At 67.2% G+C, this 21,622-nt stretch carries 23 protein-coding genes and 1 tRNA gene; 14 read left to right on the top strand and 10 right to left on the bottom strand.

The window, feature by feature from the left end:
- Positions 1–2: 2 nt before the first annotated feature.
- The 5 genes from DXK21_RS16490 to DXK21_RS08330 all read left to right on the top strand — a co-directional run bounded on the left by DXK21_RS16490 (position 3) and on the right by DXK21_RS08330 (position 4,119).
- A complete protein-coding gene (locus tag DXK21_RS16490; protein WP_162790602.1) occupies positions 3–419 on the top strand; it encodes a hypothetical protein in 417 nt (138 codons plus the stop codon).
- Between the two features lie 2 nt (positions 420–421).
- The gene (locus tag DXK21_RS08345) at positions 422–1,135 is read left to right on the top strand and encodes a C39 family peptidase (protein ID WP_162790601.1); all 714 of its coding nucleotides are present in this window, start codon (positions 422–424) and stop codon (positions 1,133–1,135) included.
- A 5-nt stretch (positions 1,136–1,140) separates the two neighbouring features.
- Complete coding sequence (locus DXK21_RS08340) at positions 1,141–1,740, top strand: hypothetical protein (RefSeq protein ID WP_162790600.1); 600 nt, start codon at positions 1,141–1,143, stop codon at positions 1,738–1,740.
- A gap of 133 nt (positions 1,741–1,873) precedes the next feature.
- The gene (locus tag DXK21_RS08335) at positions 1,874–2,698 is read left to right on the top strand and encodes a Crp/Fnr family transcriptional regulator (RefSeq protein ID WP_114817319.1); all 825 of its coding nucleotides are present in this window, start codon (positions 1,874–1,876) and stop codon (positions 2,696–2,698) included.
- Positions 2,699–2,829: 131 nt separating this feature from the next.
- The gene (locus DXK21_RS08330; RefSeq protein ID WP_245945150.1) at positions 2,830–4,119 is read left to right on the top strand and encodes a transporter; all 1,290 of its coding nucleotides are present in this window, start codon (positions 2,830–2,832) and stop codon (positions 4,117–4,119) included.
- A gap of 124 nt (positions 4,120–4,243) precedes the next feature.
- Here the strand turns inward: DXK21_RS08330 and DXK21_RS08325 are convergent.
- Together DXK21_RS08325 and cpdR are read right to left on the bottom strand one after the other, a co-directional pair.
- Positions 4,244–4,318 (bottom strand) — tRNA-Val (locus tag DXK21_RS08325).
- Positions 4,319–4,431: 113 nt separating this feature from the next.
- Positions 4,432–4,788 (bottom strand): cell cycle two-component system response regulator CpdR, encoded by a 357-nt coding sequence (gene cpdR / locus DXK21_RS08320; protein WP_105562479.1) that lies wholly within the window; start codon positions 4,786–4,788, stop codon positions 4,432–4,434.
- 129 nt (positions 4,789–4,917) lie between these two features.
- Here cpdR and DXK21_RS08315 point away from each other — a divergent pair, with 129 nt between their 5' ends.
- Entirely contained in the window at positions 4,918–5,757 is an 840-nt protein-coding gene (locus DXK21_RS08315) for an N-formylglutamate amidohydrolase (RefSeq protein ID WP_114817317.1), read from the top strand.
- Between the two features lie 250 nt (positions 5,758–6,007).
- On the opposite strand, the gene DXK21_RS08310 is transcribed toward DXK21_RS08315, so the two are convergent.
- Entirely contained in the window at positions 6,008–6,694 is a 687-nt protein-coding gene (locus DXK21_RS08310; protein WP_114817316.1) for a DUF599 domain-containing protein, read from the bottom strand.
- A 139-nt stretch (positions 6,695–6,833) separates the two neighbouring features.
- Between DXK21_RS08310 and ppa the strand changes: the two genes are divergently transcribed.
- A complete protein-coding gene (gene ppa, locus DXK21_RS08305; protein WP_114817315.1) occupies positions 6,834–7,391 on the top strand; it encodes an inorganic diphosphatase in 558 nt (185 codons plus the stop codon).
- Positions 7,392–7,645: 254 nt separating this feature from the next.
- Here the strand turns inward: ppa and DXK21_RS08300 are convergent, their stop codons facing one another.
- Both DXK21_RS08300 and DXK21_RS08295 read right to left on the bottom strand, forming a co-directional pair.
- Positions 7,646–8,320: a bifunctional 4-hydroxy-2-oxoglutarate aldolase/2-dehydro-3-deoxy-phosphogluconate aldolase gene (locus DXK21_RS08300; RefSeq protein ID WP_114817314.1), complete on the bottom strand. Its 675-nt coding sequence runs from the start codon at positions 8,318–8,320 to the stop codon at positions 7,646–7,648.
- 89 nt (positions 8,321–8,409) lie between these two features.
- Complete coding sequence (locus DXK21_RS08295; RefSeq protein ID WP_114817313.1) at positions 8,410–9,240, bottom strand: alpha/beta hydrolase; 831 nt, start codon at positions 9,238–9,240, stop codon at positions 8,410–8,412.
- 48 nt (positions 9,241–9,288) lie between these two features.
- On the opposite strand from DXK21_RS08295, the gene DXK21_RS08290 reads away from it, so the two are divergent.
- The 7 genes from DXK21_RS08290 to DXK21_RS08260 all read left to right on the top strand — a co-directional run bounded on the left by DXK21_RS08290 (position 9,289) and on the right by DXK21_RS08260 (position 16,006).
- Positions 9,289–9,546, top strand: coding sequence for an Lrp/AsnC ligand binding domain-containing protein (locus tag DXK21_RS08290; protein WP_040347054.1), 258 nt, complete (start codon positions 9,289–9,291; stop codon positions 9,544–9,546).
- A gap of 220 nt (positions 9,547–9,766) precedes the next feature.
- On the top strand, positions 9,767–10,951 hold the full coding sequence (locus DXK21_RS08285) for an acyl-CoA dehydrogenase family protein (protein ID WP_114817312.1): 1,185 nt from the start codon (positions 9,767–9,769) through the stop codon (positions 10,949–10,951).
- Between the two features lie 184 nt (positions 10,952–11,135).
- Positions 11,136–12,254: an acyl-CoA dehydrogenase family protein gene (locus DXK21_RS08280; RefSeq protein WP_114817311.1), complete on the top strand. Its 1,119-nt coding sequence runs from the start codon at positions 11,136–11,138 to the stop codon at positions 12,252–12,254.
- Between the two features lie 73 nt (positions 12,255–12,327).
- Entirely contained in the window at positions 12,328–13,287 is a 960-nt protein-coding gene (locus DXK21_RS08275) for an IS5 family transposase (protein ID WP_114817310.1), read from the top strand.
- A 180-nt stretch (positions 13,288–13,467) separates the two neighbouring features.
- Complete coding sequence (gene hmgA, locus DXK21_RS08270; protein ID WP_114817309.1) at positions 13,468–14,775, top strand: homogentisate 1,2-dioxygenase; 1,308 nt, start codon at positions 13,468–13,470, stop codon at positions 14,773–14,775.
- Entirely contained in the window at positions 14,772–15,161 is a 390-nt protein-coding gene (locus DXK21_RS08265) for a hypothetical protein (RefSeq protein ID WP_114817308.1), read from the top strand. The genes hmgA and DXK21_RS08265 overlap by 4 nt, the downstream gene beginning before the upstream one ends.
- Before the next feature lie 41 nt (positions 15,162–15,202).
- Positions 15,203–16,006, top strand: a complete 804-nt coding sequence (locus DXK21_RS08260; protein ID WP_114817307.1) for a DUF1295 domain-containing protein — start codon at positions 15,203–15,205, stop codon at positions 16,004–16,006.
- A gap of 65 nt (positions 16,007–16,071) precedes the next feature.
- On the opposite strand, the gene DXK21_RS08255 is transcribed toward DXK21_RS08260, so the two are convergent.
- The 5 genes from DXK21_RS08255 to zwf form a co-directional block, all read right to left on the bottom strand.
- On the bottom strand, positions 16,072–16,329 hold the full coding sequence (locus tag DXK21_RS08255) for a hypothetical protein (RefSeq protein WP_114817306.1): 258 nt from the start codon (positions 16,327–16,329) through the stop codon (positions 16,072–16,074).
- Positions 16,330–16,404: 75 nt separating this feature from the next.
- Positions 16,405–17,373 carry a glucokinase gene (gene glk / locus DXK21_RS08250; protein WP_114817305.1) on the bottom strand — a complete coding sequence of 323 codons (969 nt, stop codon included), beginning with the start codon at positions 17,371–17,373 and terminating at the stop codon, positions 16,405–16,407.
- Positions 17,373–19,274: a phosphogluconate dehydratase gene (gene edd / locus DXK21_RS08245; protein ID WP_114817304.1), complete on the bottom strand. Its 1,902-nt coding sequence runs from the start codon at positions 19,272–19,274 to the stop codon at positions 17,373–17,375. Before edd ends, glk begins: the two co-directional genes overlap by 1 nt.
- Complete coding sequence (gene pgl, locus DXK21_RS08240) at positions 19,274–19,981, bottom strand: 6-phosphogluconolactonase (RefSeq protein WP_114817303.1); 708 nt, start codon at positions 19,979–19,981, stop codon at positions 19,274–19,276. Before pgl ends, edd begins: the two co-directional genes overlap by 1 nt.
- Before the next feature lie 174 nt (positions 19,982–20,155).
- The gene (gene zwf, locus DXK21_RS08235; RefSeq protein WP_114817302.1) at positions 20,156–21,616 is read right to left on the bottom strand and encodes a glucose-6-phosphate dehydrogenase; all 1,461 of its coding nucleotides are present in this window, start codon (positions 21,614–21,616) and stop codon (positions 20,156–20,158) included.
- Positions 21,617–21,622 lie beyond the last annotated feature (6 nt).

Below are 21,622 nucleotides of genomic sequence, written 5' to 3'. Positions count from 1 at the left end.
CCATGTTGCGATATCTGACGAGCGTCTTTATCGGCGCGCCTGCACTTTTGTTCGCCTGTGCCGCTGTCGCTCAGACCGCGCCGGGTGTCTCGACGCCTGATGCGGCCGCGTCGGCTATCGTTACGGCGGTCCCTGTTCCGGTTCCGTCGCCCGCCTCGCCAGCTCCGGTCGCGCTGAGCGCTGATGAGTTGGAGCATGAAAGCGGCTGGCAAGGGGTGGTCGTCCATGCGGGCGTCAACCAGAACCTGACCGCGACCAACTCGGGCAACAGCATCCACGCCGGCACGGTCGGCTCGGGCAATATCAATCTGACCGAGGGCGCCTTCGCCGGTTTCTCCGGCATCGGCAACTTTGTCGTCAACAGCGGCCACAACAACAATCTGCAAGGGTCGCTCAGCATCATTGTCGTGTCACCGTGAAGGTGTCCGGCCTTACTGGGCTTGCTGCGGCCGCCGTTCTTACGGTGGTCGGTCTTGCCGCGCCGGCGGCGGCTCAGGTCGCCTTCAGTCAGGGCGGCGGCAACTACTCGGTTCAGGTCATCAGCTACCGTGACATTCCCTTCAGGACGGTGGTTCGTCAGGAATACGACTACAGCTGCGGCTCGGCCGCCCTGGCGACCCTGCTGCGCTACCATTACGGGCGGGACGTCGCCGAGCGCGAAGTCTTTCTCTACATGTACGAAAATGGAAATCGCGAGGCCATCGAGCGCGTCGGTTTTTCACTGCTGGATATGAAGCGCTACCTCCAGAACCACGGTTTCGAGTCCGATGGTTTCCGCATGAGTCTGGATGCGCTGGAGGAGGCGGGGGCGCCGGCCATCGTCGTGATCAATCAGCAGGGCTATCGGCACTTCGTGGTGCTGAAGGGCATGGCGGACGGTCGCGTTCTGGTCGGTGATCCGGCGCTGGGATTGAAGACCTACAGCCGCGAAGAATTTACGTCGATGTGGAACGGGATCGCCTTCCTGATCCGGGATTCCGCTGATCACTACAACCTGGCTGACGATTGGCGTCCATTCGCCAAGGCGCCGATGGATCGCGCCTTGCCCACGGATTCTCTGGCTGAGCTGACGCGTGAGCTGCCGCCTCTCTACCAGATCACGACGACCTTCTCGCTAGATCCCTATCTGCGGTGATGACGATGTTTCGTATTCGAATATTCGAGCTGAGTGTCTGTTTCGCCGCCCTGCTGCTGGCGCAACCGGCGCTCGCCCAAGCGGCGCTTGAGCCCTCGACGCCTGTCTCTTCCGCATGGGTCCCGATGACCGACGCAGAACTGGCGGATATGCGCGGGGGGTATCTGACGGCGGGCGGCGTGGTCTTCGACTTCGGGGCCATCGTACGCACCTATGTCGACGGGGCTCTGGCGCTGGAAACGCGGCTGACCTGGACGCCGACCGGGCCGATCACCGAGCAGGTGACGGGCGACCTGCCGGGCTGGACGACCTTGATCCCGGGGCAGTTCGGCGGCCTGGATCTAACGGGACTGCCGGCCGGCGCCAACGGCCTGGTGCTGACGGACGAGAACGGTTCGACGGCCCTGGTTCACAACGTCCTGAACGGCCAGTTGCAGAATATGGTGCTCAATGCGGCCAATGGTCGAGACATCCGGCAGGATATGCAGGTGATGCTGACTCTGCCCAATTTTGAGGCCATGCAGAGGGACTATTCGTTGGACCGGCTGGGCGCTCAGATCGGTCAAGATCTCGATTGGGGCAGTATCCAGGGCTATGGGCGCTGAAGGCGAGCTAGCTCTGTTCATGGTTCGGAAGATGAGGATTTGTCTTGATGCGAGCTGATCTGGAACTGGATTCGACTCGCGGTAGTTTTACCTTTCGTTAACGAAATGCGTTCGGGCCCGGGGAGGGGTGACAATGCATATGGGCGTTCCCTACGCGGGCTATCCAGAGCCCGTGCGTCACGGCTTACGCGCGACGCCGTCTGCGCGCGCCGCCTTGCGTCGACCCTTGCGCCCCCCTGCCGATGTCGCGGCTCTGAGGGTGCTGGGCGCCATCGCCACCCTGACCGAGGATGAGCGCGGCCTGATCCGCAAGCTCTGCCTCTATCGTGAGTCCATCCCCGCCGGCGCCGAGTTCGCCCGCGAGGGGGAGCCGGCGCCGGCGCGTCTGATCGTCAGCGGTTGGGCTTGCCGGCAGCAGTCCCTGCCTGACGGACGGCGTCAGATTTTCGGGTTTCTGATGGCGGGGGACACGATCGGCATCGGCCTCAAACCCAGGCCCCTGGACGAGGTTTCGACGGTTGCGGTGACGCGCGTTGAATGCGTGGACGCCTTGATGCTGCGTGAGATTCTGGCGGTTCAGGATGGACGTCACGCCGGGCTTCAGAACGCCTTGGCCGCCGTCCGTCGCTACGAGGAGGCCTGCCTGCTCGACCATGTGGTGCGGCTGGGGCGGCAATCCGCGCACGAACGCACGGCGCATTTCCTGCTGGAGTGGCGCCAGCGCTGCCGGATCGCCGGCCTTGCCGAGGGCGAGCGCTTCCCCATGCCGCTGACGCAGGAGGTGCTGTCGGACGCGCTGGGCCTGAGCATTGTTCATCTCAATCGCACGCTTCAGCACATGAAGAGAGAGGGCCTGATCGAGGTGAAACGTGGGTGGATCGCCTTGCTTGATGTCGCCCGGCTGAAATTCATTTGCGATTATCAGGCGCGGTATCCTGTCCATGAAGTGATGGAATGACAATTTCAGGCGAAATTTGAGTTCCTTTTCTTATCAATAAGCAATGCGCATGGTGGTTGCGCGTGTTTGTCTTCTCGCTGTCGGCAAGGGAGGCTGGTGTGTATTTTCGAAAAGCCATTCATCTGTTGAGCGTGTCTTCTCTTGCCATCGTCTTCGTCTGCGCCCCTGAGGGGATCGCGTGGGCCCAGGATGAGGACCCCGCCGCGCGTCTGGCGCGGCTGGAGGCTCTGGTGGCCGAGCAGAGCCGTCGTTTGAACGAACAGGAAGCCTTGCTGGCGCGGCAGACAGAGTTGCTGGAGGCGCAGTCGCGCCGGATCGACGACCGTTGGCGCGTGGCGGATCGTTTCACCGAAACGACGGCGCTAGAGCAGGGCGGCGTCGGCGCCCCTGTCGCCCTGCCGGGCGCGACGGTGCTGGGCGCCGAGGGTCTGGAGGCGTGGCGCGCGGGTCAGGACCCCGGTGCGCGGTCGCCGATCCAGGCGCCGCCGCCGCCGTCCTTGAACGAGCGTCGTCTGCAATTGGCCGCGGTTCCCGAAGAGGTGGCGGTGCTCAGCCCGGCGGGGCGGGCGAGCTTTGACATCTCAGCCGAATATACGCGCTCTTCCGCCAACCGACTGGTGTTCCGGGGCGTCGAGATCGTGCCGGGGCTGCAGATAGGCGTGATCGAGGCCAGCGAGGCGGATCGTGACACGCTCGGCGCCACGATCGCCGGGCGCTACGGCATCACGGACCGGCTCGAGGTGGACGCGCGCATTCCCTACCTGAAGCGCAGCGACACCGTCACCACGGTGCAGCAGCGCGACGAGGCTGTGTCGCGCACCATTGATCTGAAGGGCGCGGGCATCGGCGATGTCGAGGCGGGCGTCCGTTATCAGCTCAATGGCGGCGAAAAGGGGCGTCCGATCTTCGTGGTGGGCCTGCGGGCCAAGAGCGATACGGGTGAAGGCCCGTTCGACATCCCTCGCGACGAGTTCGGCGTGGCGACGCGTCTGGCGACCGGATCAGGCTTCTGGGGCGTCGAGCCGAGCATCAGCATGCTCTATCCCAGCGACCCTGCGGTCATCTTCGCCAATCTGAGCTATTTTGCTCACCTGCCCAAGGACATCGACAAGACCGAGGGGGATATCCTGATCGGGCGCGTCGATCCGGGGGATTCCATCGGCATGGGCATCGGCTTCGCCTTCGCCCTGAACCCGCGCTTCTCCTATTCGCTCGGTTACAAGCACAACTATATCCGCCCGACCTCGACCGAGTTGAATGACGTCACCGAAAAATCCAAGAGTCTGCAGGTCGGCGCGCTGACCTTCGGCCTGTCCTATCGCGTGACCAATCGTTTCTCGCTGAACGGTAATTTCGAGTTCGGCGTCACCGAGGATGCGCCCGATATGCGCTTCGTGCTGCGGGTGCCGGTGATCTTCTAGGGCCGAGGGCCAGATCAAGACTGGGGCTCTGCGCCGCGCGCGGATCGGCGTTGAAACGCCGTGTGCCCAGCGCGGTCGATTCCGCGAGGGCTGGTCGTCTAGCGTGATGATTCCAAGAAGAAGATGGTGGACACGACAGGGATTGAACCTGTGACCCCCTCGATGTCAACGAGGTGCTCTCCCGCTGAGCTACGCGTCCGCCGGGTTTGCTTGGCTCCGACTGATGCGTCGGTGCGCGGCAAGGCGGCGTCTATAACCCGCAGATCGCGGCCGCCGCAAGAGGCTTGCGCCTTCTTTTTTCGTATTTTTCCGTTAGGCGGCGATCATCCGTTCGACCTCGTTCACTAGGTCGCGCAGGTGGACGGGTTTGGACAGAACCTTGGCCTGAGGCGTGGCTTGAGCGGCTGACAAGGCGACGGCGGCGAAGCCCGTGATGAACATGATGCGGATGCCCGGCTGGCGCACGGCGGCGACGCGGGCGACCTCGATCCCGTCGGCGCCCGGCATGACGATGTCGGTCAGCAGCAGATCATAGGGACCCTGTTCCAGGGCGTCGATGGCGTCGTCGCCGTTCTCACAATCCACCACGGCGTGACCGGCGCGCTCCAGCGCACGGGTCAGGAAACCTCGAAGCGAGCCGTCGTCTTCGGCCAGCAGAATACGCGCCATGTGGGGATCAGGTCCTTGGAATATCAACGCGGAACCTAGGCCCTCATCTGTAAACTCGCAGTGAAAATCACCGTGGGGGCGAGTGCGTAGAGGGGCGAAGTCGGGGATAAATCAGGCTATGGCCAAGCCATGAGCCCTACGCCGACCGACGCGACCTTCAGCATCACCCCCGCGCTGTCCGGGCGGGCGACGCCGCTGGTGTTCGCCTCGCCCCATTCGGGGACGCTCTATCCTGAAGACATGGGCGCGGCCGAGGGCTTGTCCCAGAGGTCGTTGCGCAGCGCTGAGGACGCGGCCGTGGACCGTCTGCTGGCGGCCAGCGGGGCGGCGGGGGCGGTGCTGATCGCCGGGCTGATCGGTCGGGCCTATGTCGATCTGAACCGGGCGCCGGAGGACCTGGACCCGGTGCTGATCGTCGACTGTCCCGACGGGCCGCCGCCGGGGTTGAAAACCCTGGCCGGTTACGGCGTCGTGCCGCGTCTGGCGGGGGACGGGACGCCGCTCTATGGCCGCCGCCTGACGCTGGGGGAGGCGAGGCGGCGAATCGCGCGGGTCCATGCGCCCTATCATGCGGCCCTGGCCGAACGGATGCAGACGGCGCGGGAGGGCCGGGGCCGGGCGGTTCTGATCGACTGGCATTCCATGCCGGCGCGCGCCACGGGTCCGAACGGGCCGGACGTGGTGCTGGGCGATCGCTACGGGACCAGTTGCGCGGTGGGGCTGACGCGGCGTCTGCGGGCGCTGTTCGAGGCTCTGGGCTGGCGCGTGGCGCTGAACCGACCCTATGCAGGCGGATACGCCACGCAAATCTGGGGGCGGCCTGACGAGGGCTTCGAGGCCGTCCAGATCGAACTGAACCGACGGCTCTACTGGGACGAGACGGCGAATGCGCCCTCGGCCGGCTGGGGCCGCTGTCAGTCGGGGCTGAACCGGGTGATCGCGGCGCTGGGCGAGGACTTCGCCGCCTGATCGCGCCTGCGGATCAAAAAAAAGCCGCGCCCGGAGGCGCGGCATAAAAGTCTATAGGGAGGAAACGCCCAGGAAGGGCATGACGCCCGGAGGCGTCGAAAGCCAAGTTAGGTTGCAGCGCACAAAATTTCAAGCGCCGATTATCCTTGTGCGATCACAGGCTGTTACGAAAATCCGTTTCATTGTTACCCGTCGCCGGGCGCGCGATCCGCACAAATCGTTCGCGGCTGCAATATGGCTAAAGTCAGGCTTAGCTGCGTTCCAGCAGCCGTCGAGCTGCACGTACGGCCCGCGCCGCCGGGGAGCCGGCCTGACGCCAGACCAGCAGTCCGAAGGCCGAGATCACCCCCAGCGCCAGCCACATCGGTCCGAACAGCCAGGCCGCCGCCGCCAGGGCGAAGTAGTAGCCGCGCACCCCCTGGCTGAACCCGCCCAGGGCCGGGTTCAGCACCCGGGCCACGGCGTGACCATAGGCGACCTTGTCGGTCTCTGAATGAATCTCGGGCGCGGCGCCGATCAGGGCCAGGGCGTAGTTCATCTGTCGCAGCGACCAGATGAAGTCGAGGAAGCCGCGCGCCAGGCAGACCAGGACCAGGGCCAGCTTGGCCTCCAGTATCTTCACCGGCACCGCCTCGGCGCCCACAGCCGCAAAGCCACGCAGCGCGTTCTCGCCCCCGAACAGGATGCCGGCCACGGCGGCGATCAGCAGCAGGTTGGTCGAGGCGAAGAAAGAGGCCGAGTTGATCGAATGCCCCATCAACTGGCTGTCGATCAGCCGAATTTCGCGATGGGTCATGGCCGTCATCCAGCTGTCGCGGACGATCAGCATGTCGTCGTTCAGCGAGCCGCTGCGCCGGGCGATCACCCCCAGGATCGGGCCGTAGCCGAGCCAGGCGATGAAGAAGAGGAAGAGGGCGATCCAGTCGAACAGGGTCATGCCCTGTTGATGCCTTCAGTCGGGCCTAGGGAGCAAGGGCGAACGCCGCAGAAAGCCCGCCCTGAAGCTTGCTGTTCGGCGACGCAAAGCTTATCACGCGCCCCAAACTCCCCGTTCGCACCTGCAACAAGAGCGTAACATGAACATCGAAGCCATTCCGGTCGGCCCGAATGCGCCGTGGGACATCAACGTCATCATCGAGATCCCGCAAGGCGGCCTGCCGGTGAAGTACGAGATGGACAAGGAATCCGGAGCCCTGTTCGTCGATCGCTTCCTGCACACCGCCATGTACTATCCGGGCAACTACGGCTTCGTGCCGCACACCCTGTCGGACGACGGCGATCCCTGCGACGTCATCGTGCTGAACCCGACCCCGGTCGTGCCGGGCTGCGTCATCCGCTCGCGTCCCATCGGCGTGCTGAAGATGGTCGACGAAGCCGGCGGCGACGAAAAGATCCTGGCCGTGCCGGTCGACAAGCTGAACCCCTACTACACCGAGGTTTCCAGCTATCGTCAGCTGCCCGCCATCCTGATCGAGCAGATCGAGCACTTCTTCACCCGCTACAAGGATCTGGAGAAGGGCAAGTCGGTCACGGTCCACGGTTGGGGCGACGCCGGCGAAGCCGCCGAACTGATCGCCGCCGGCATGGCCGCCCACCAGGCCAAGCTGGCCAAGGCCGCCGCCGAAGCCGCTTGAGCCTCTAGGTTCTGAATAAGAGAAGGCCCCGCCGGGCGAACCGGCGGGGCCTTTTTCTTTGGGGCGCTATCGCTCGCCGCGCGGCGGCTCGCTGCTTGAGCGCAGTTTCTCCCTCCCACTTGGGGGAGGGTGGCTGACGCGAAGCGGCAGACGGGTGGGGGCGGCCAGGCAAATCAATCGCTGCGTCCGTATCGCCGCGCCCTCCCCACCCGGTCGCTGCGCGACCACCCTCCCCGAACGGGGAGGGAGAGGCGTTACTTCTTTGCCCGGAACGCCGCAATCGCCTCGACCGTCTGGCGCACCTTGGCCTCGATGCCGGCCCAGTCCTTCGCCTGGATCGCCGCGTCGGTGATCAGCTTGGACCCCATGCCCGCCGCCACGATGCCCGATCCGAACCATTTGGCGATGGAGGCCTCGTCGGGATCGACGCCGCCGGTCGGCATGATCTTGGTCCAGGGCATGGGCCCCAGCACCGCCTTGACGAAGTCCGGGCCGCCGACCGAGGCGCCGGGGAAGAGCTTGACGATCTCGCAGCCCAGAGCCTGCGCTTCTGAAATGTCGCGCACCGAGCCGCAGCCCGGGGAATAGGCGACCTGACGGCGGTTGCAGACCTGGGCCACCTCGGGAACCAGGCAGGGGCTGATGACGAAGCGCGCGCCCGAGGCCAGGTAAAGCGCCGCCGTCGGCGCATCCAGGATCGAGCCGACGCCCATGATGATGTCGGGATCGGTCTGGGCGAACTGCTTCGACAGGGCGGTGAAGGTTTCCCAGGCGAAGTCGCCGCGGTTGGTGAACTCGACAGCCTTGGCCCCGCCGCGGGCGCAGGCGCGGATCACCTCGGCGCAGACCTCCGGGTCGGCGTGATAGAAGACCGGGACCACGCCCTGGCTTTCGAGGGCGGTCAGCACGCTGAGACGATCGTGTCGCATGGGGTCTCCTTCAGGCTTATCAGGCCCGCAGATCGGCGGTTCACGGCGCCCCCGTCAAGGGAGCGCCGATCAATCCTGGTAAGCGGCGCCTATTCGGCGGTCGCGAGCGTCACCAGCCGCCTGACCATGCCACTGTCCTTGTCGGCCAGCGGGTCCAGGATGGTGAAGTGATCCAGCCCGTCCAGCACCTCGACATGGGTGTCTGCGCCCTTGCCGCCCCACTCGGCGGCCATGCTGCGGCTCTGGCGGATGAACTCGTTGCTCTCCGCCCCGCCGACCCAGCAGTCCAGCGCCCGCCCGCCCGGCGCTCCGCCGTTCGGCGCGGGCCAGTGGATGGGCGACAACGCGCGCGCCGTGACCGCGTCCAGCCCCAGGGCCTGGTTCAGCGAGGTGTGGATCAGCGGCTCGATGTCGAACAAGCCCGAGATCGCCAGCGCCGCCCGCGCCCGCCCCTCGGACAGCATGGCCGCCGCCATATGCCCGCCGACCGAATGGCCGAACACCAGAGGCCGCTTGCCGGTGCGGTCGCGCACCAGTTCGGTCGCGCGGCGCATCTGACCGATGATGGCGCCGACCTTGACCGCCGGGGCCAGGTCATAGCCGGGGATGACCACGCTGATCCCGTGCTCCAGAAGGGCCGGCGCCACCCAGGCGAACCAGGCCCGGTCCAGGGCCTGCCAGTAGCCGCCGTGCATGAAGATGGCGGTCGGCGCGCCCGAACCGGCGTCGAACCACTCCATCTTCTGACGCTCGCCGGGGCCGTATTCGACGGTTTCCGGCCTTCGCGCGTCGATGACGCGGGCCGAATCCTCTCGCCATCGTTTCAGGATTTCCGGGTGTCCCGGCACCCGTTCCCGATTGTTGTACGCCGCCTCGTAATCGACTGGAGGGGCCGTCAGTGTCGCCGGAGCCTTACCCATGCCGTTTCCATCCGCTATGCACCTCCGCTTGAACGGGAGGTTCCGACCATGATGACCGCCATTTTCGTCTTCATCAAATGCGAGTTGGGCTACGCCAACGATGTCGCCGCCGATCTGGTCGACAATGTTGAAAACGTGTCGGAAGTTTACTCGACCTCGGGTCAGCACGACCTGCTGGCCAAGTTTCAGCTGCCGAAAGACGCCGATATCGGCACCTTTGTGACCAAGCAGGTGCAGACCCGCCCGCACATCCGCGACACCTTCACCGTCATCACCTTCTCGCCCTTCCTGCCCTCGAAGAAGTAACACGACGCCTCTCCCTCCCCTTCATGGGGAGGGTGGTCGCGCAGCGACCGGGTGGGGAGGGCTAGGTGAACGTGCGATGCGCTTGAAATAGCCAAGCGCCCCCACCCGGCCTCGGCTTCGCCTCAACCACCCTCCCCATAAGGGGAGGGAGAGTCTTCCATTCCGTTTTCAAAAAAGACCGGCTAGCCTCCCTTCAACAAAGACCCCAGGGGAGGGTGACATGACCGATCTGGAGACGTTCCGCGCCGAAACGCGCGCCTGGCTGGAGGCCAACTGCCCGCCCGAGGTGCGCGGGCCGCGCGACGGCGACGAGGACTATGTCTGGGGCGGCCGTAACGCCGTGTTCAAGACGCCCGCCCACAAGCTGTGGATGGAGCGCATGGCGGCGCGCGGCTGGACCGCGCCGGAATGGCCGAGCGCCTATGGCGGCGGCGGCCTGTCCCGCGAGGAGGCCAAGGTGCTGGCCTCGGAGATGCGCCGCATCCAGGCCCAGATGCCCCTGGCCAGCTTCGGCATCTGGATGCTGGGCCCGGCCCTGCTGGCGTTCGGAACCGAGGAGCAGAAGCAACGCTTCCTGCCGCCCATCGTGCGCGGTGAAATCCGCTGGTGTCAGGGCTATTCCGAGCCCGGCTCCGGCTCCGACCTGGCCTCGATCCAGACGCGGGCGGAGGATCGCGGCGACCACTGGATCGTCAACGGCCAGAAGGTCTGGACCTCCTACGCCGATCAGGCCGACTGGATCTTCTGCCTGGTCCGCACCGACCCCGAGGCGCCCAAGCACCTGGGCATCAGCTTCGTCCTGTTCGACATGGCCACGCCGGGCGTCAGCACCCGCCCCATCACGCTCATTTCCGGCAAGTCGCCCTTCTGCGAGACCTTCTTCGACGACGTGCGGGTCGAGAAGGAAAACCTGATCGGGACCCTGAACCGCGGCTGGGACGTGGCCAAGGCCCTGTTGGCGCACGAGCGGACCATGATCGGCGCCATGGGCGATGTCGGCGTCGGCCGCCCCCTGGGACAGATCGCGACGGATGCCCTGGGCGTGGACGAGGCCGGTCGGCTGGACGAGCCGTCCTTGCGCGCCCGCATCGCCGACTACGACATCGACGCCGCCGCCTTCCGTCTGGCGATGGAGCGGGTGGGGGATCAGGTGAAGGCCAAACAGGCGCACCCGGCCATCGCCTCCATGCTGAAATACTATGGCTCTGAACTGAACAAGCGCCGCCACGAACTGAGCATGGCGGCGGGCGGCTCGGACGCTCTGGAATGGGAGGGCGAACGCTCAAAGGACGGCGCCGTCGCCCGCGACTGGCTGCGCACCAAGGCCAACTCCATCGAAGGCGGCACCAGCGAAATCCAGCTGAACATCATCGCCAAACACCTGCTGCAACTGCCGGGGGCGTGAGGATGACCGCGCCTTCTTCTCCCTTCCCCCTCGAGGGGGGAAGGGCCGGGGATGGGGGTGCGCCCGCTATCCTGACTTTTGAAACACGAGAGGCGGCGCCGCCGATGCCTGATCGGAACCCGTCTGCCTTCACCCCCACCCAACCCTCCCCCCTCGAGGGGGAGGGCTTCGGAGAATTGCTCTGATGCCCCTGATCCTGACCGAAGAGCAGACAATGCTTCAGGACGCCGCCGACGGCTTCCTGAACGAACACGCCCCCATCGCTCACCTGCGGAAACTGCGCGACAGCCGCGACCCCGACGGCGTCTCGCGGGACCTTTGGCGGGCCTTTGGCGAAATGGGTTTCGCCGGCGTCGTCATTCCCGAAGACAATGGGGGTTCCGGCCTCGGTGCGGTCGAGGCGGGCGTCATCGCCGAGAGCCTGGGCCGCACCCTGACGCCCTCGCCCTTCATGGGCTCCTCGGTGCTGGCCGCGACCGTGCTGAAGGCGGCGGGATCGGAGGCGCAGAAGGCCTGGCTGGGCAAGATCGCGGCGGGCGAGGCCATCCTCAGCCTCGCCGTGGATGAAGGCCCCAAGCACGCGCCCGCAAAGATCGCCACACGCGCCGAACGCGCCGGCAACGGCTTCAAGCTGAACGGCGCCAAGGGCTTCGTGATCGACGGCCACATCGCCGACGCCGTGATCGTCGCCGCGCAGACGGATGAAGGCCTGACCCTCTTCCTGATTGACCCGCAGACCCCCGGCGTCGCGGTCGAGCGCACCATCATGGTCGACGCCCACAACGCCGCGCGCGTCACCCTGACCGACGTGATGGTGGACGCCGACGCCGTCATCGGCGCCGTGGGTGCGGGGCAGGGGCCGCTGGACGCCGCGCTTGTGCTGGGCCGAGCCTGCGCCGCAGCCTCTCTGGTCGGGGCGGGCGATCAGGCCTTCAAGGTGACGCTGGAATACCTGCGCACCCGCAAGCAGTTCGGCAAACTGATCGGCGAGTTCCAGGCCCTGCAACACCGCGCCGCCCACCTGTTCACCGAGCTGGAACTGGCCAAGGCCGCGACGCTGGCCGCCCTGCAAGCCATCGACGCGGGCCGTCCCGACGCCGAGCAAGCGGCGGGCGTCGCTAAGGCCAAGGCCGGCCGCGTCGCCGAACTGGCAGTGCAGGAGGCGGTCCAGATGCACGGGGGCGTCGGCATGACCGACGAGTTCGACGTGGGCCTGTTCATGAAGCGCGTTCGCGTCCTCAACGAACTGCTCGGCGACGCCGGCTTCCACGCCGAACGCCTGGCGCGCGCTCAGGGGTTTTAAATCCCTTCTCCCCTTGAGGAACCGTTGCATTATTCGCGGATCGTGATTCCCTGTCCCTGACGGGGAGATTGCGATGTCGGTGAAGCGGACGGGTCAGTTGGGATTTGGCGAGGTTGGGCTGGCGCGGCGTAGCGGCAGCGCGGCTCTGGAGCGTGTGTCGGTTCTGGTCGATTGGGCGGGGTTCGAGCGGACGCTGGCGGGGCTTCGCGAGGCGGGGCCGGGCCGCCCCGGCTATCGGCCTCTGCTGTTGTTCAAGGCCCTGCTTCTTCAGGCCTGGTACGGGCTGTCGGACGCCGAGCTGGAGTTCCGGCTGGGCGACAGCCTGGCGTTCGGGCGGTTCGTCGGGCTGAGCCTGGAGGACGAGGTTCCCGACCACACGACCCTGTGCCGGTTCCGTAACCGGCTGGTGCGGGATCGGCTGCTGGAGCGTCTGTTCGCAGAGCTGGACGATCAGCTGGAGGGGGCGGGCCTGGTCCTGAAGCAGGGCACGATGCTGGACGCCACCCTGATCGAGACGCAGGCCGCCGGACGGCGCGGCCCCGGCGAGGCCAGGGTCGATCCCGACGCCGCCTACGCCCGCCGCTCGGGCAAGCCGGGTTCGACCCACGGCTACAAGGCCCACGTCGGCGTCGATCAGGGCTCGGGCCTGATCCGGTCGATCCTGACCACCCCGGCCAACGTCAACGACACCGTCCCGGCCGACGCCCTGATCCGGGGCGACGAGAAGGCCGTGCTGGGCGACGCCGCCTATCACACCCACGCCCGGCAGGCCGCGCTCAAGGTCCAGGGCGTCAAGCCGCGCCTGATGCGACGGCCCAACAAACATCACCCGACGCTGCCGCCGCGTCTGGCCCGGCTCAACCGTCTGATCGCTCGCCGGCGCGCCGCCGTCGAGACCACCTTCGCCACCTGGAAGCGCCGTATGGGCCTGAGCGGCATCCGCTACATCGGCCTGACCAAGGCGTCCGGCCAGATGTTGATGGTCGCCATGGCCTTCAACCTGCGCCGCTGGGCCGCCCTGCAACCCGCCTGATCAAGCCCGGAATCCGCCCCAAACCCGCCGAGCCGACCCGGAACAGCCCCATCTCACCCGCATGCGGCCCCGCCTCACCGCCCCAAGCTAACAGCTGGGCCGTAATGCAACGGTTCCTCAAGGGGAGAAGGATGACGACGGGCGCTTCCCCCGCTAAACCTTCCGCAAGGGAGACACCACATGACGCGATCCAACGCGCCCGCCTATCAGACCGGCTTCGCCAATCATTTCGCCACCGAGGCCGTCGAAGGCGCCCTGCCGGTCGGCCGTAACTCGCCGCAGCGCCCGGCCCTGGGCCTCTATGCCGAACAGTTGTCGGGCGCGGCCTTCACCGCCCCGCGCGACCACAACCTGCGCAGCTGGCTCTATCGTCTGCGGCCCTCGGCCCAGCACGGGCCGTATCAGCCGTTCGATCAGGGCCGCGTGCGTTCCGGCCCCTTCACCGAGACCCCGCCCAATCCCAACCGGATGCGCTGGGACCCGCTGACCATGCCGGATCAGCCGACCGACTGGGTCGAGGGCCTGACCACCTATGGCGGCAATGGCGACGCGGACTCTGGGACGGGCGTGGGCATCCACCTCTACGTCGCCAACCGCTCGATGACGGATCGGGTCTTCTACTCCGCCGACGGCGAGCTGCTGATCGTGCCGCAGCAGGGGAGCCACCGCTTCGTCACCGAGATGGGCGTGATCGAGGCGGCGCCCGGCCACATCGTCGTCATCCCGCGCGGCGTCCGCTTCCGCGTCGAGGTCGACGGCCCCGCCGGTTCTCAGATTCGCGGCTATGTCTGCGAGAATTACGGCAGCCCGTTCCGCCTGCCGGATCTCGGCCCCATCGGCTCCAACGGCCTGGCCAATCCGCGCGACTTCGAGACCCCCGTCGCCTGGTTCGAGGACGTCGACCGCCCGACCCAGTGCGTGCAGAAATACGGCGGCCTGCTGTGGGCCACGACCTTTGGCCACAGCCCGCTGGACGTGGTCGGCTGGCACGGCAACTACGCCCCCTATCGCTATGACACGGCGCGGTTCAACACCATCGGCACCGTCTCTTACGACCACCCCGATCCGTCGATCTTCACCGTCCTGACCTCGCCCAGCGACACGCCCGGCACGGCCAACTGCGACTTCGTCATCTTCCCGCCGCGCTGGATGGTGGCCGAGGACACCTTCCGCCCGCCCTGGTTCCACCGCAACGTCATGAGCGAGTTCATGGGGCTGATCTTCGGCGAGTACGACGCCAAGGCGGGCGGCTTCGCCCCCGGCGGCGCGAGCCTGCACAACCGCATGAGCGGCCACGGCCCCGATCAGGCCAGCTGGAACGGCGCCACGAAGGCCGAGCTGAAACCGCACAAGATCGAGAACACCCTGGCCTTCATGTTCGAGACGCGGATGCCGATCCGCACCACGGCCTGGGCCGAACAGACACCGCTGATGCAGCTCGACTACGACGACTGCTGGACCGGCTTCGAAAAAGGAAATGTCGGATGAAGCTGAAAGCTCTTCTCTTCGCTGCGGGTCTGGGACTCGCCGCCTGCTCGCCGACGCCCGCGCCTGCGCCTGAGCCCGTGGTCCCAACCGCCGAGGCCCCCGAACCGCCGCAGATGACCATCTCCTCCAGCGCCTGCACCGCGCGCGGCGGCCAGATGCAGCAGGTCGGTCGCGCCCAGACCTGGCAGTGCGTGGTCAAGTACGCCGACGCCGGCAAGCGCTGCACCGACGCCTCGCAATGCGAAGGCGACTGCGAGATCGCGGGCAACAGCGGCATCGCCGCCGGGGCCGCCGCGACCGGCGTCTGTCAGGCCGACAGCAACCGTTTCGGCTGCCGCACCACCGTCAAGGACGGCAAGGCCCAAGCCACCCTCTGCATCGACTGAGCCCCTGTCATCCGCACGGCGCTGAAGGACGTATCTGAGCCATGACCCTGTCCGAGATCGCCCTGCTTCTGTTCCTCAATCTGGTCCTGATCCTGGTGGTCATGACGGCGCTGTGGCGTGTGGCCGTGCGGCTGGGGGATGTCAGTTTTATCGACGGGGTCTGGCCCCTGGGCATGTTGATGCTGGCTCTGGCGACCTGGCCGCGGGCTGAGGGCGACCCCACGCGGTCGGCCCTTCTGGTGGGGTTGTGCGGGATCTGGGCGCTGCGCCTGGCCTGGCACCTGCTGCGGCGCTGGCGGGCGCATGGCGCGGACGGGCGCTACGTCGCCATCCTCCAGGCGCAGGAGCGTAAAAAGGGCTGGGGCTTCTCGCGGACGGCTCTGCTGATGGTCTTCCTGCCCCAGGGCGTCCTGGCCTGGCTGACCGCTCTGCCGGTGCAGTTGGGCCAGGTCGCGGCCCAGCCTGCTGTGGGCGTGATCGGCTGGATCGGCGCGGCGCTGGCGCTGATCGGCATCGTGTTCGAGGCGGTGGGCGACGCCCAGCTGACGGCCTTCCGCAATGATCCGGCGCGCAAGGGTCAGGTGCTGGACACCGGCCTGTGGCGCTACACCCGCCATCCCAACTATTTCGGGGACGCCTGCGTCTGGTGGGGTCTGTATCTGATCGCGGCCGAGACGGGGCCGGGCCTGTGGTCGATCGCGGGGCCGCTGTTCCTGACTTTCACGCTGACGCGCTGGTCCGGCATCGGCCTGACCGAAAAGGCCATTCACAAGTCGCGGCCCGGCTACGCCGACTATGTAAAGCGCACCAGCGCCTTCATCCCCTGGCCGCCGAAGCGCGTCTGAAACTTCCATGAAAAAGCCCCCGCTGCTTTCGCGGCGGGGGCCTCGTCGGTTCGGATCAGGCCGCCTTAGTTGGCGGGCGTGCTCGGCGAGGTGTTCGGCGTGTTCGAGGTGGTCATGCCGCCGTCGGCATTGCCGGCCTGTTGCTCGATGCGGTCGGCTTCGGCGTTCAGAGCCTGTTCCTGGGCTTCGTTCGGGGTCGCGGCGGCCTGGGCCTCCAGGGCGTCAGCCTTTTGTTCAGCGGCCTTGTCGGCGGCGCTTTCACCGCAGGCGGCCAGACCGGCGACGGCGACGATGGAAGCGGCGGCGAGAACGAGTTTACGCATGGTGTTCCTCCAAAGGATTGAGCCTGAACAACGCGCCTGCCTCACGTTCGGTTCACGCCGCCGTGACTTTTTGTGTCATCCGGCCTCGACGAAGGCCACCCGCGCGGCCCCCAGCAGGGCCGCGTGCTTGTGCAGGATCACCTTGGTCGGGATGGCCTGCATATAGGGCTGGAACCGGCCCTTGCGCTCGAACCGCTCGCGGAAGGGGCTGGCCTTGAGGAAGGGCAGGATGCGCGGCGCTATGCCTCCGGCGATATAGACTCCGCCGCGCGCACCCGTCGTCAGGGCGATGTCCCCGGCCACGGCCCCCAGGATGGCGCAGAAGCGCGCCAATGTCGCGCCGCAGGGCGTATTCGGGTCCTTCAGCGCGGTTTCCGTGATCTCGGCCGGGTCGTCGATGTGGGTTTCGCGCCCGTCGATCTCGGCCAGAGCCCGGTGCATGTTCAGCAGGCCCGGCCCGCAGATCAGGCGCTCGATCGAGACACGGTCATAGCGGCGGCGCAGGATGCGCAGAATCTCGTCCTCCACCGCGTCGCCGGGCGGGAAGCAGGCGTGGCCGCCCTCGGACGGCATGGCCATCTCGCGCCCATGGGCGTCGCGCACCAGGGCCGAGACGCCGAAGCCGGTGCCGGGGCCCAGCACCGCCACCGTAGCGTGCGGATCGCCGTCCACCGGCCCGCCCAGCGAGGCCAGCTCGGCCTCGGGCACGATGGGCGCGCCCCAGGCCAGGGCCTCGAAGTCGTTGATCAGCTTGACCGGGTTCAGCCCCAGGGTCTGAAGCTCGCCTTCCGACACTCGCCAAGGCGAGTTGGTCAGGTCGATCTCGCCGTCCGTCACGGGGCCGGCCACGGCGATGACGCCGCCCGTCGGCTTGACCGCGCAGCCGTCGATGAAGGCCTTCACCCCGCCGAGGAAGGTCGGATAGGTCTCGGCGGGGAAGCTCTCGTGATGCTCCAGCACCGGGCGGCCGTCGACCATGCGGGTCAGGGCGAAGCGGGCGTTGGTGCCGCCGACATCGCCGACGAGAAGGATCTGATCAGTCATCAGGCGTCCACCGTGCGATCAACGACATTGGGATTGGGAGGCGTGTCCGTATGGCCGCCGACCCCGGCGGGCACGGCGAAGCATACGGTGGCCCCCTGTTCGGCCGTGGTCACGACATGACGGAAGGCCCCGAACAGCTCTCGGCCATAGCCCCAGGCCGAACCCTCGGCGTTGGCGGTCGAGCGGACGGCCAGTGGTCGCGCGGTCAGGTCCGCCACCCCGACCGTGGTCAGCACGCCGGCCTCGGCGTCCAGGCGGATGATGTCGCCGTCCTGAACGTGGGCCAGCGGGCCGCCCGCGAGCGCTTCGGGGCTGACGTGGATGGCGGCGGGGGTCTTGCCGCTGGCGCCCGACATGCGCCCGTCGGTGACGAAGGCGACCTTGAAGCCCTTGTCCTGAATCACCGACAGGGCGGGCGACAGGGAGTGCAGTTCCGGCATGCCGTTGGCCTTGGGGCCCTGGAAGCGCAGCACCACGACCACGTCGCGGAACAGCTTGCCGTCCTTGAAGGCTTGCAGGGCGTCTTCCTGGGTTTCGAACACGGCGGCGGGGGCCTCGACGATGCGGTTCTCGGGTTTGACCGCCGAGACCTTGATCACCGCCCGGCCCAGATCGCCCTGCACCAGCCGCAGCCCGCCCTCCTTGTCGAAGGGATCGGAGGCGGGACGCAGGATGTCGCGGTCCAGGCTTTCGGAAACCCCGTCGCGCCAGACCAGTTCGCCGTCCACCAGCGACGGTTCCTTGAAATAGGCCTCGATCCCCTGACCCATGATGGTCGTGACGTCCGAGTGGATATGGCCCGCCTGCGCCAGTTCGCGCGTGACGAAGGCCACCCCGCCCGCCGCCTGGAAGGCGTTCACGTCCGCCGAGCCGTTGGGATAGACCCGCGCCAGCAGCGGCGTCACTGACGACAGCTGATCCATGTCGGTCCAGTCGATCAGCACCCCCGCCGCCCGCGCCATGGCGACCAGATGGATGGCGTGGTTGGTCGAGCCGCCGGTGGCCAGCAGGGCCACGATCATGTTGACGATGGTCTTTTCCGACACGACGTCGGCCATGCGGCCCTGACCCGACCGCGCCAGCTCCACGGCCCGCTTGGCCGCCGCCGCCGTCAGGGCGTCGCGCAGGCCGGTGTCGGGATGAACGAAGGCGGTCGAGGGCATGTGCAGGCCGGCGATCTCCATCATCATCTGGTTGGAGTTGGCCGTGCCGTAGAAGGTGCAGGTGCCCGGCGAATGATAGCTGCCGATCTCGCTTTGCAGTAGGGTGGCGCGGTCCACCTGGTTCTGGGCGTAAAGCGCCCGAACGCGGGCCTTCTCGGCGTTGGGAATGCCCGACGGCATCGGCCCGGCGGGCGCAAACACCACCGGCAGATGCCCGAACGCCAGCGCCCCCATGAACAGGCCCGGCACGATCTTGTCGCAGACGCCCAGCATCATGGCGGCGTCAAAGGCGTCGTGGGTCAGGGCCACGCCGGTCGACATGGCGATGACGTCGCGGCTGAACAGCGACAGCTCCATGCCGGGGCGGCCCTGGGTGACGCCGTCGCACATGGCCGGGGTTCCGCCCGCCACCTGGGCCGTGGCCCCGACCTCGCGCACCGCCTTGCGGATCACCTCGGGGAAGCGCTCGAACGGCTGATGCGCCGACAGCATGTCGTTGTAGGCGTTGACGACGCCGACATTGGGCTTGGACCCGTCCATGGCCGTCAGCTTGTCGGCGATGGTTTGGCCGGCAAACGCATGCGCCCAGTTGGCGCAGGACAGCTTGGCGCGACCAGTCCCGTTGTCGCGTGCCGCGTCCATGCGACGGATGTAGTCGGCGCGGGTGGTCTTGCTGCGCTCGATGATGCGGGCGGTGACTTCCGCCACCACCGGATTCAGGGGGGGATTCAGAGCCATCAGACGGCCTCCGTCCAAAGCACTTCGAGGGGAACCTTGGCCGCGATCAGGGCGGCGATGGGCTGGACGCGCGGATCGCCCGCCGCCTCGCGCTCGAACACGGCGCGCTTGGCGCTGCCTGTCAGGGCCAGCACCACGCGCCGCGCGCCGATCAGAAAGGGCAGGTTGATCGACAGCCGCTCCTGCGGCGGCGCCATGCCGTCGCGACCGGCGGGGACGCCATAGACGGCGGGCTTCAGGCTCGGCGTCAGCAGGGTCTTCAGCGTCGGGCTGTCGGGAAACATGGAGCAGATATGCCCATCCTCGCCCATGCCCAGCAGGACGGCGTCGAGACGCCCGCCCTCGGTCGCCAGCGCCTTCGACGCCTCGGCGGCGGCGCGGTCCACCGTCACTGACGGCGCATACAACGGCAGGAACCGCGCGGCGGCGGCCCGCCCGGTCAGCAGGGTCCGCTTCATCAGCGCGGCGTTCGACTCCGGCGAGCTCTCGGGCACATAGCGCTCGTCCACCAGCGTCGCCGTAACCATGGACCAGTCCAGATCGGCCTCTGCCAGTCGCGCATAGATGGGCGAAGGGGTCGAACCCCCCGCGCCCGCGAAGACGGCGCGGCCCTCGGCGGCAAGGCCTTCGCTCAGCGCCTCCGCCAGCTGGGCGGCGGCGGCGTCGGCCCAGGACTGCACGGTGGGAAAGGTTTCGATGGCGGTCATGAGAACACGATCCTTCTCCCCTTGGGGGAGAAGGTGGGCCGCATGGCGGCTCGGATGAGGGGGGCGCTGGCGACGAACGCGACGTTAGAGGTTGAGCGGGTTGAAACCGCCCCCTCATCCGTCATGCTCCGCATGACACCTTCTCCCCCGAGGGGAGAAGGAAAGAGGTTCAGATCACTCATCGCGCGTGTTCCACTTCCGCCCGGTCCGCGACAGCAGCAGGTCCGCGGCCTCAGGCCCCCAGGTCCCAGCTCTGTAATCCAGCGGTTTGAACCCGGCGCCCGACCAGGCGTCGGCCACCTCGTCCACCCATTTCCACGCCTGTTCGGCCTCGTCGCGGCGCACGAACAGGGTGCTGTCGCCCTTGAGCGCATCCAGCAGCAGGCGTTCATAGGCGATGCGGCGGCGCGGCGGGGCGGCGTCCTTGTCGTTCTGCCCCCAGGACAGGCTCATCCTGATCGGCTGCAGTTGCATCCGCTGATCCAGCCCCGGCTTCTTGTTCATCACCGACAGCGAGATGTCCTCGTCGGGCTGCAGTTCGATCACCAGGCGGTTGTCATAGATGTCCCCGCGCTCGCCGTGGCCGAAGATGGAATGGGGCACCGGCTTGAACTGGATGACGATCTCGGTGCGCTTCTCGGGCAGGCGCTTGCCGGTGCGCATGAAGAAGGGCACCCCCGCCCAGCGCCAGTTGTCGATGTCGGCGCGGATGGCGACGAAGGTCTCGGTGTCGGACGGCTGGCCGCGCTCTTCCTCATAGGCCTTGGCCGGCTGGCCCTCGACCGCGCCGGCGACATACTGGCCGCGCACGGTGACGCGCTCGGCCTCCTCCGGCGTGATGGCGCGCAGGGACCGCAGCACCTTGACCTTCTCGTTGCGCACCGAGTCCGGGTCGAGGTCGCTGGGCGGCTCCATCGCCACCAGACACAGGAGTTGCAGCATGTGGTTCTGCAGCATGTCCCGCAGGGCGCCGTACTCGTCGTAATAGGGCCAGCGGTCGCCGACCCCGACCGTCTCGCCGACCGTGATCTGGACGTGATCGACGGTCAGATTGTTCCAAAGCGGCTCGAAGATGGTGTTGCCGAAGCGCAGGGCGATCAGGTTCTGCACCGTCTCCTTGCCCAGGTAGTGGTCGATGCGGAACACCTGACGTTCGTCAAAGGCGTGGGCCACGGCGTCGTCGATTTCGAGGAAGCTTTCCAGATCCCGCCCGACCGGCTTCTCCAGCACGATGCGGCAGTTCTTTTCGGCCAGACCCGCCGCCTTCATCGCCGTGACGATGCGCCCGTAGAGAGAGGGCGACACCGCCAGGAAGGAGGTCGTCTCCCCGTCGCCGGCCCTGGCCTTCAGCGCCTTCAGGCTCTCGGCGTCCGTGGCGTCCACGGCCAGATAGTCGAGGCGGGCGGCCAGGCGCGCCCAGCTGGCCTCGTCCCAGCCGCCGTCAGCCTCGGTGCGCAGCTTCACCGCCGCATGGACCTTGGCGATGTATTCCTCGGCGCTTTCTTCCGAGCGGGCGGCGCCGATGATCTTCAGGTCGTCCGGCAGCAGGCCGTCGTGGTCGAGGAAATAGAGCGACGGCAGCAGCATCCGCATGGCGAGGTCGCCGCCTCCGCCGAACAGAATGAGAGCCGCCATTCGCGC

The sequence above is a fragment of the Brevundimonas bullata genome, from assembly GCF_003350205.1.
GTDB classification, from domain to species: domain Bacteria; phylum Pseudomonadota; class Alphaproteobacteria; order Caulobacterales; family Caulobacteraceae; genus Brevundimonas; species Brevundimonas bullata.
This window is presented reverse-complemented; position numbering and strand designations above follow the sequence as displayed.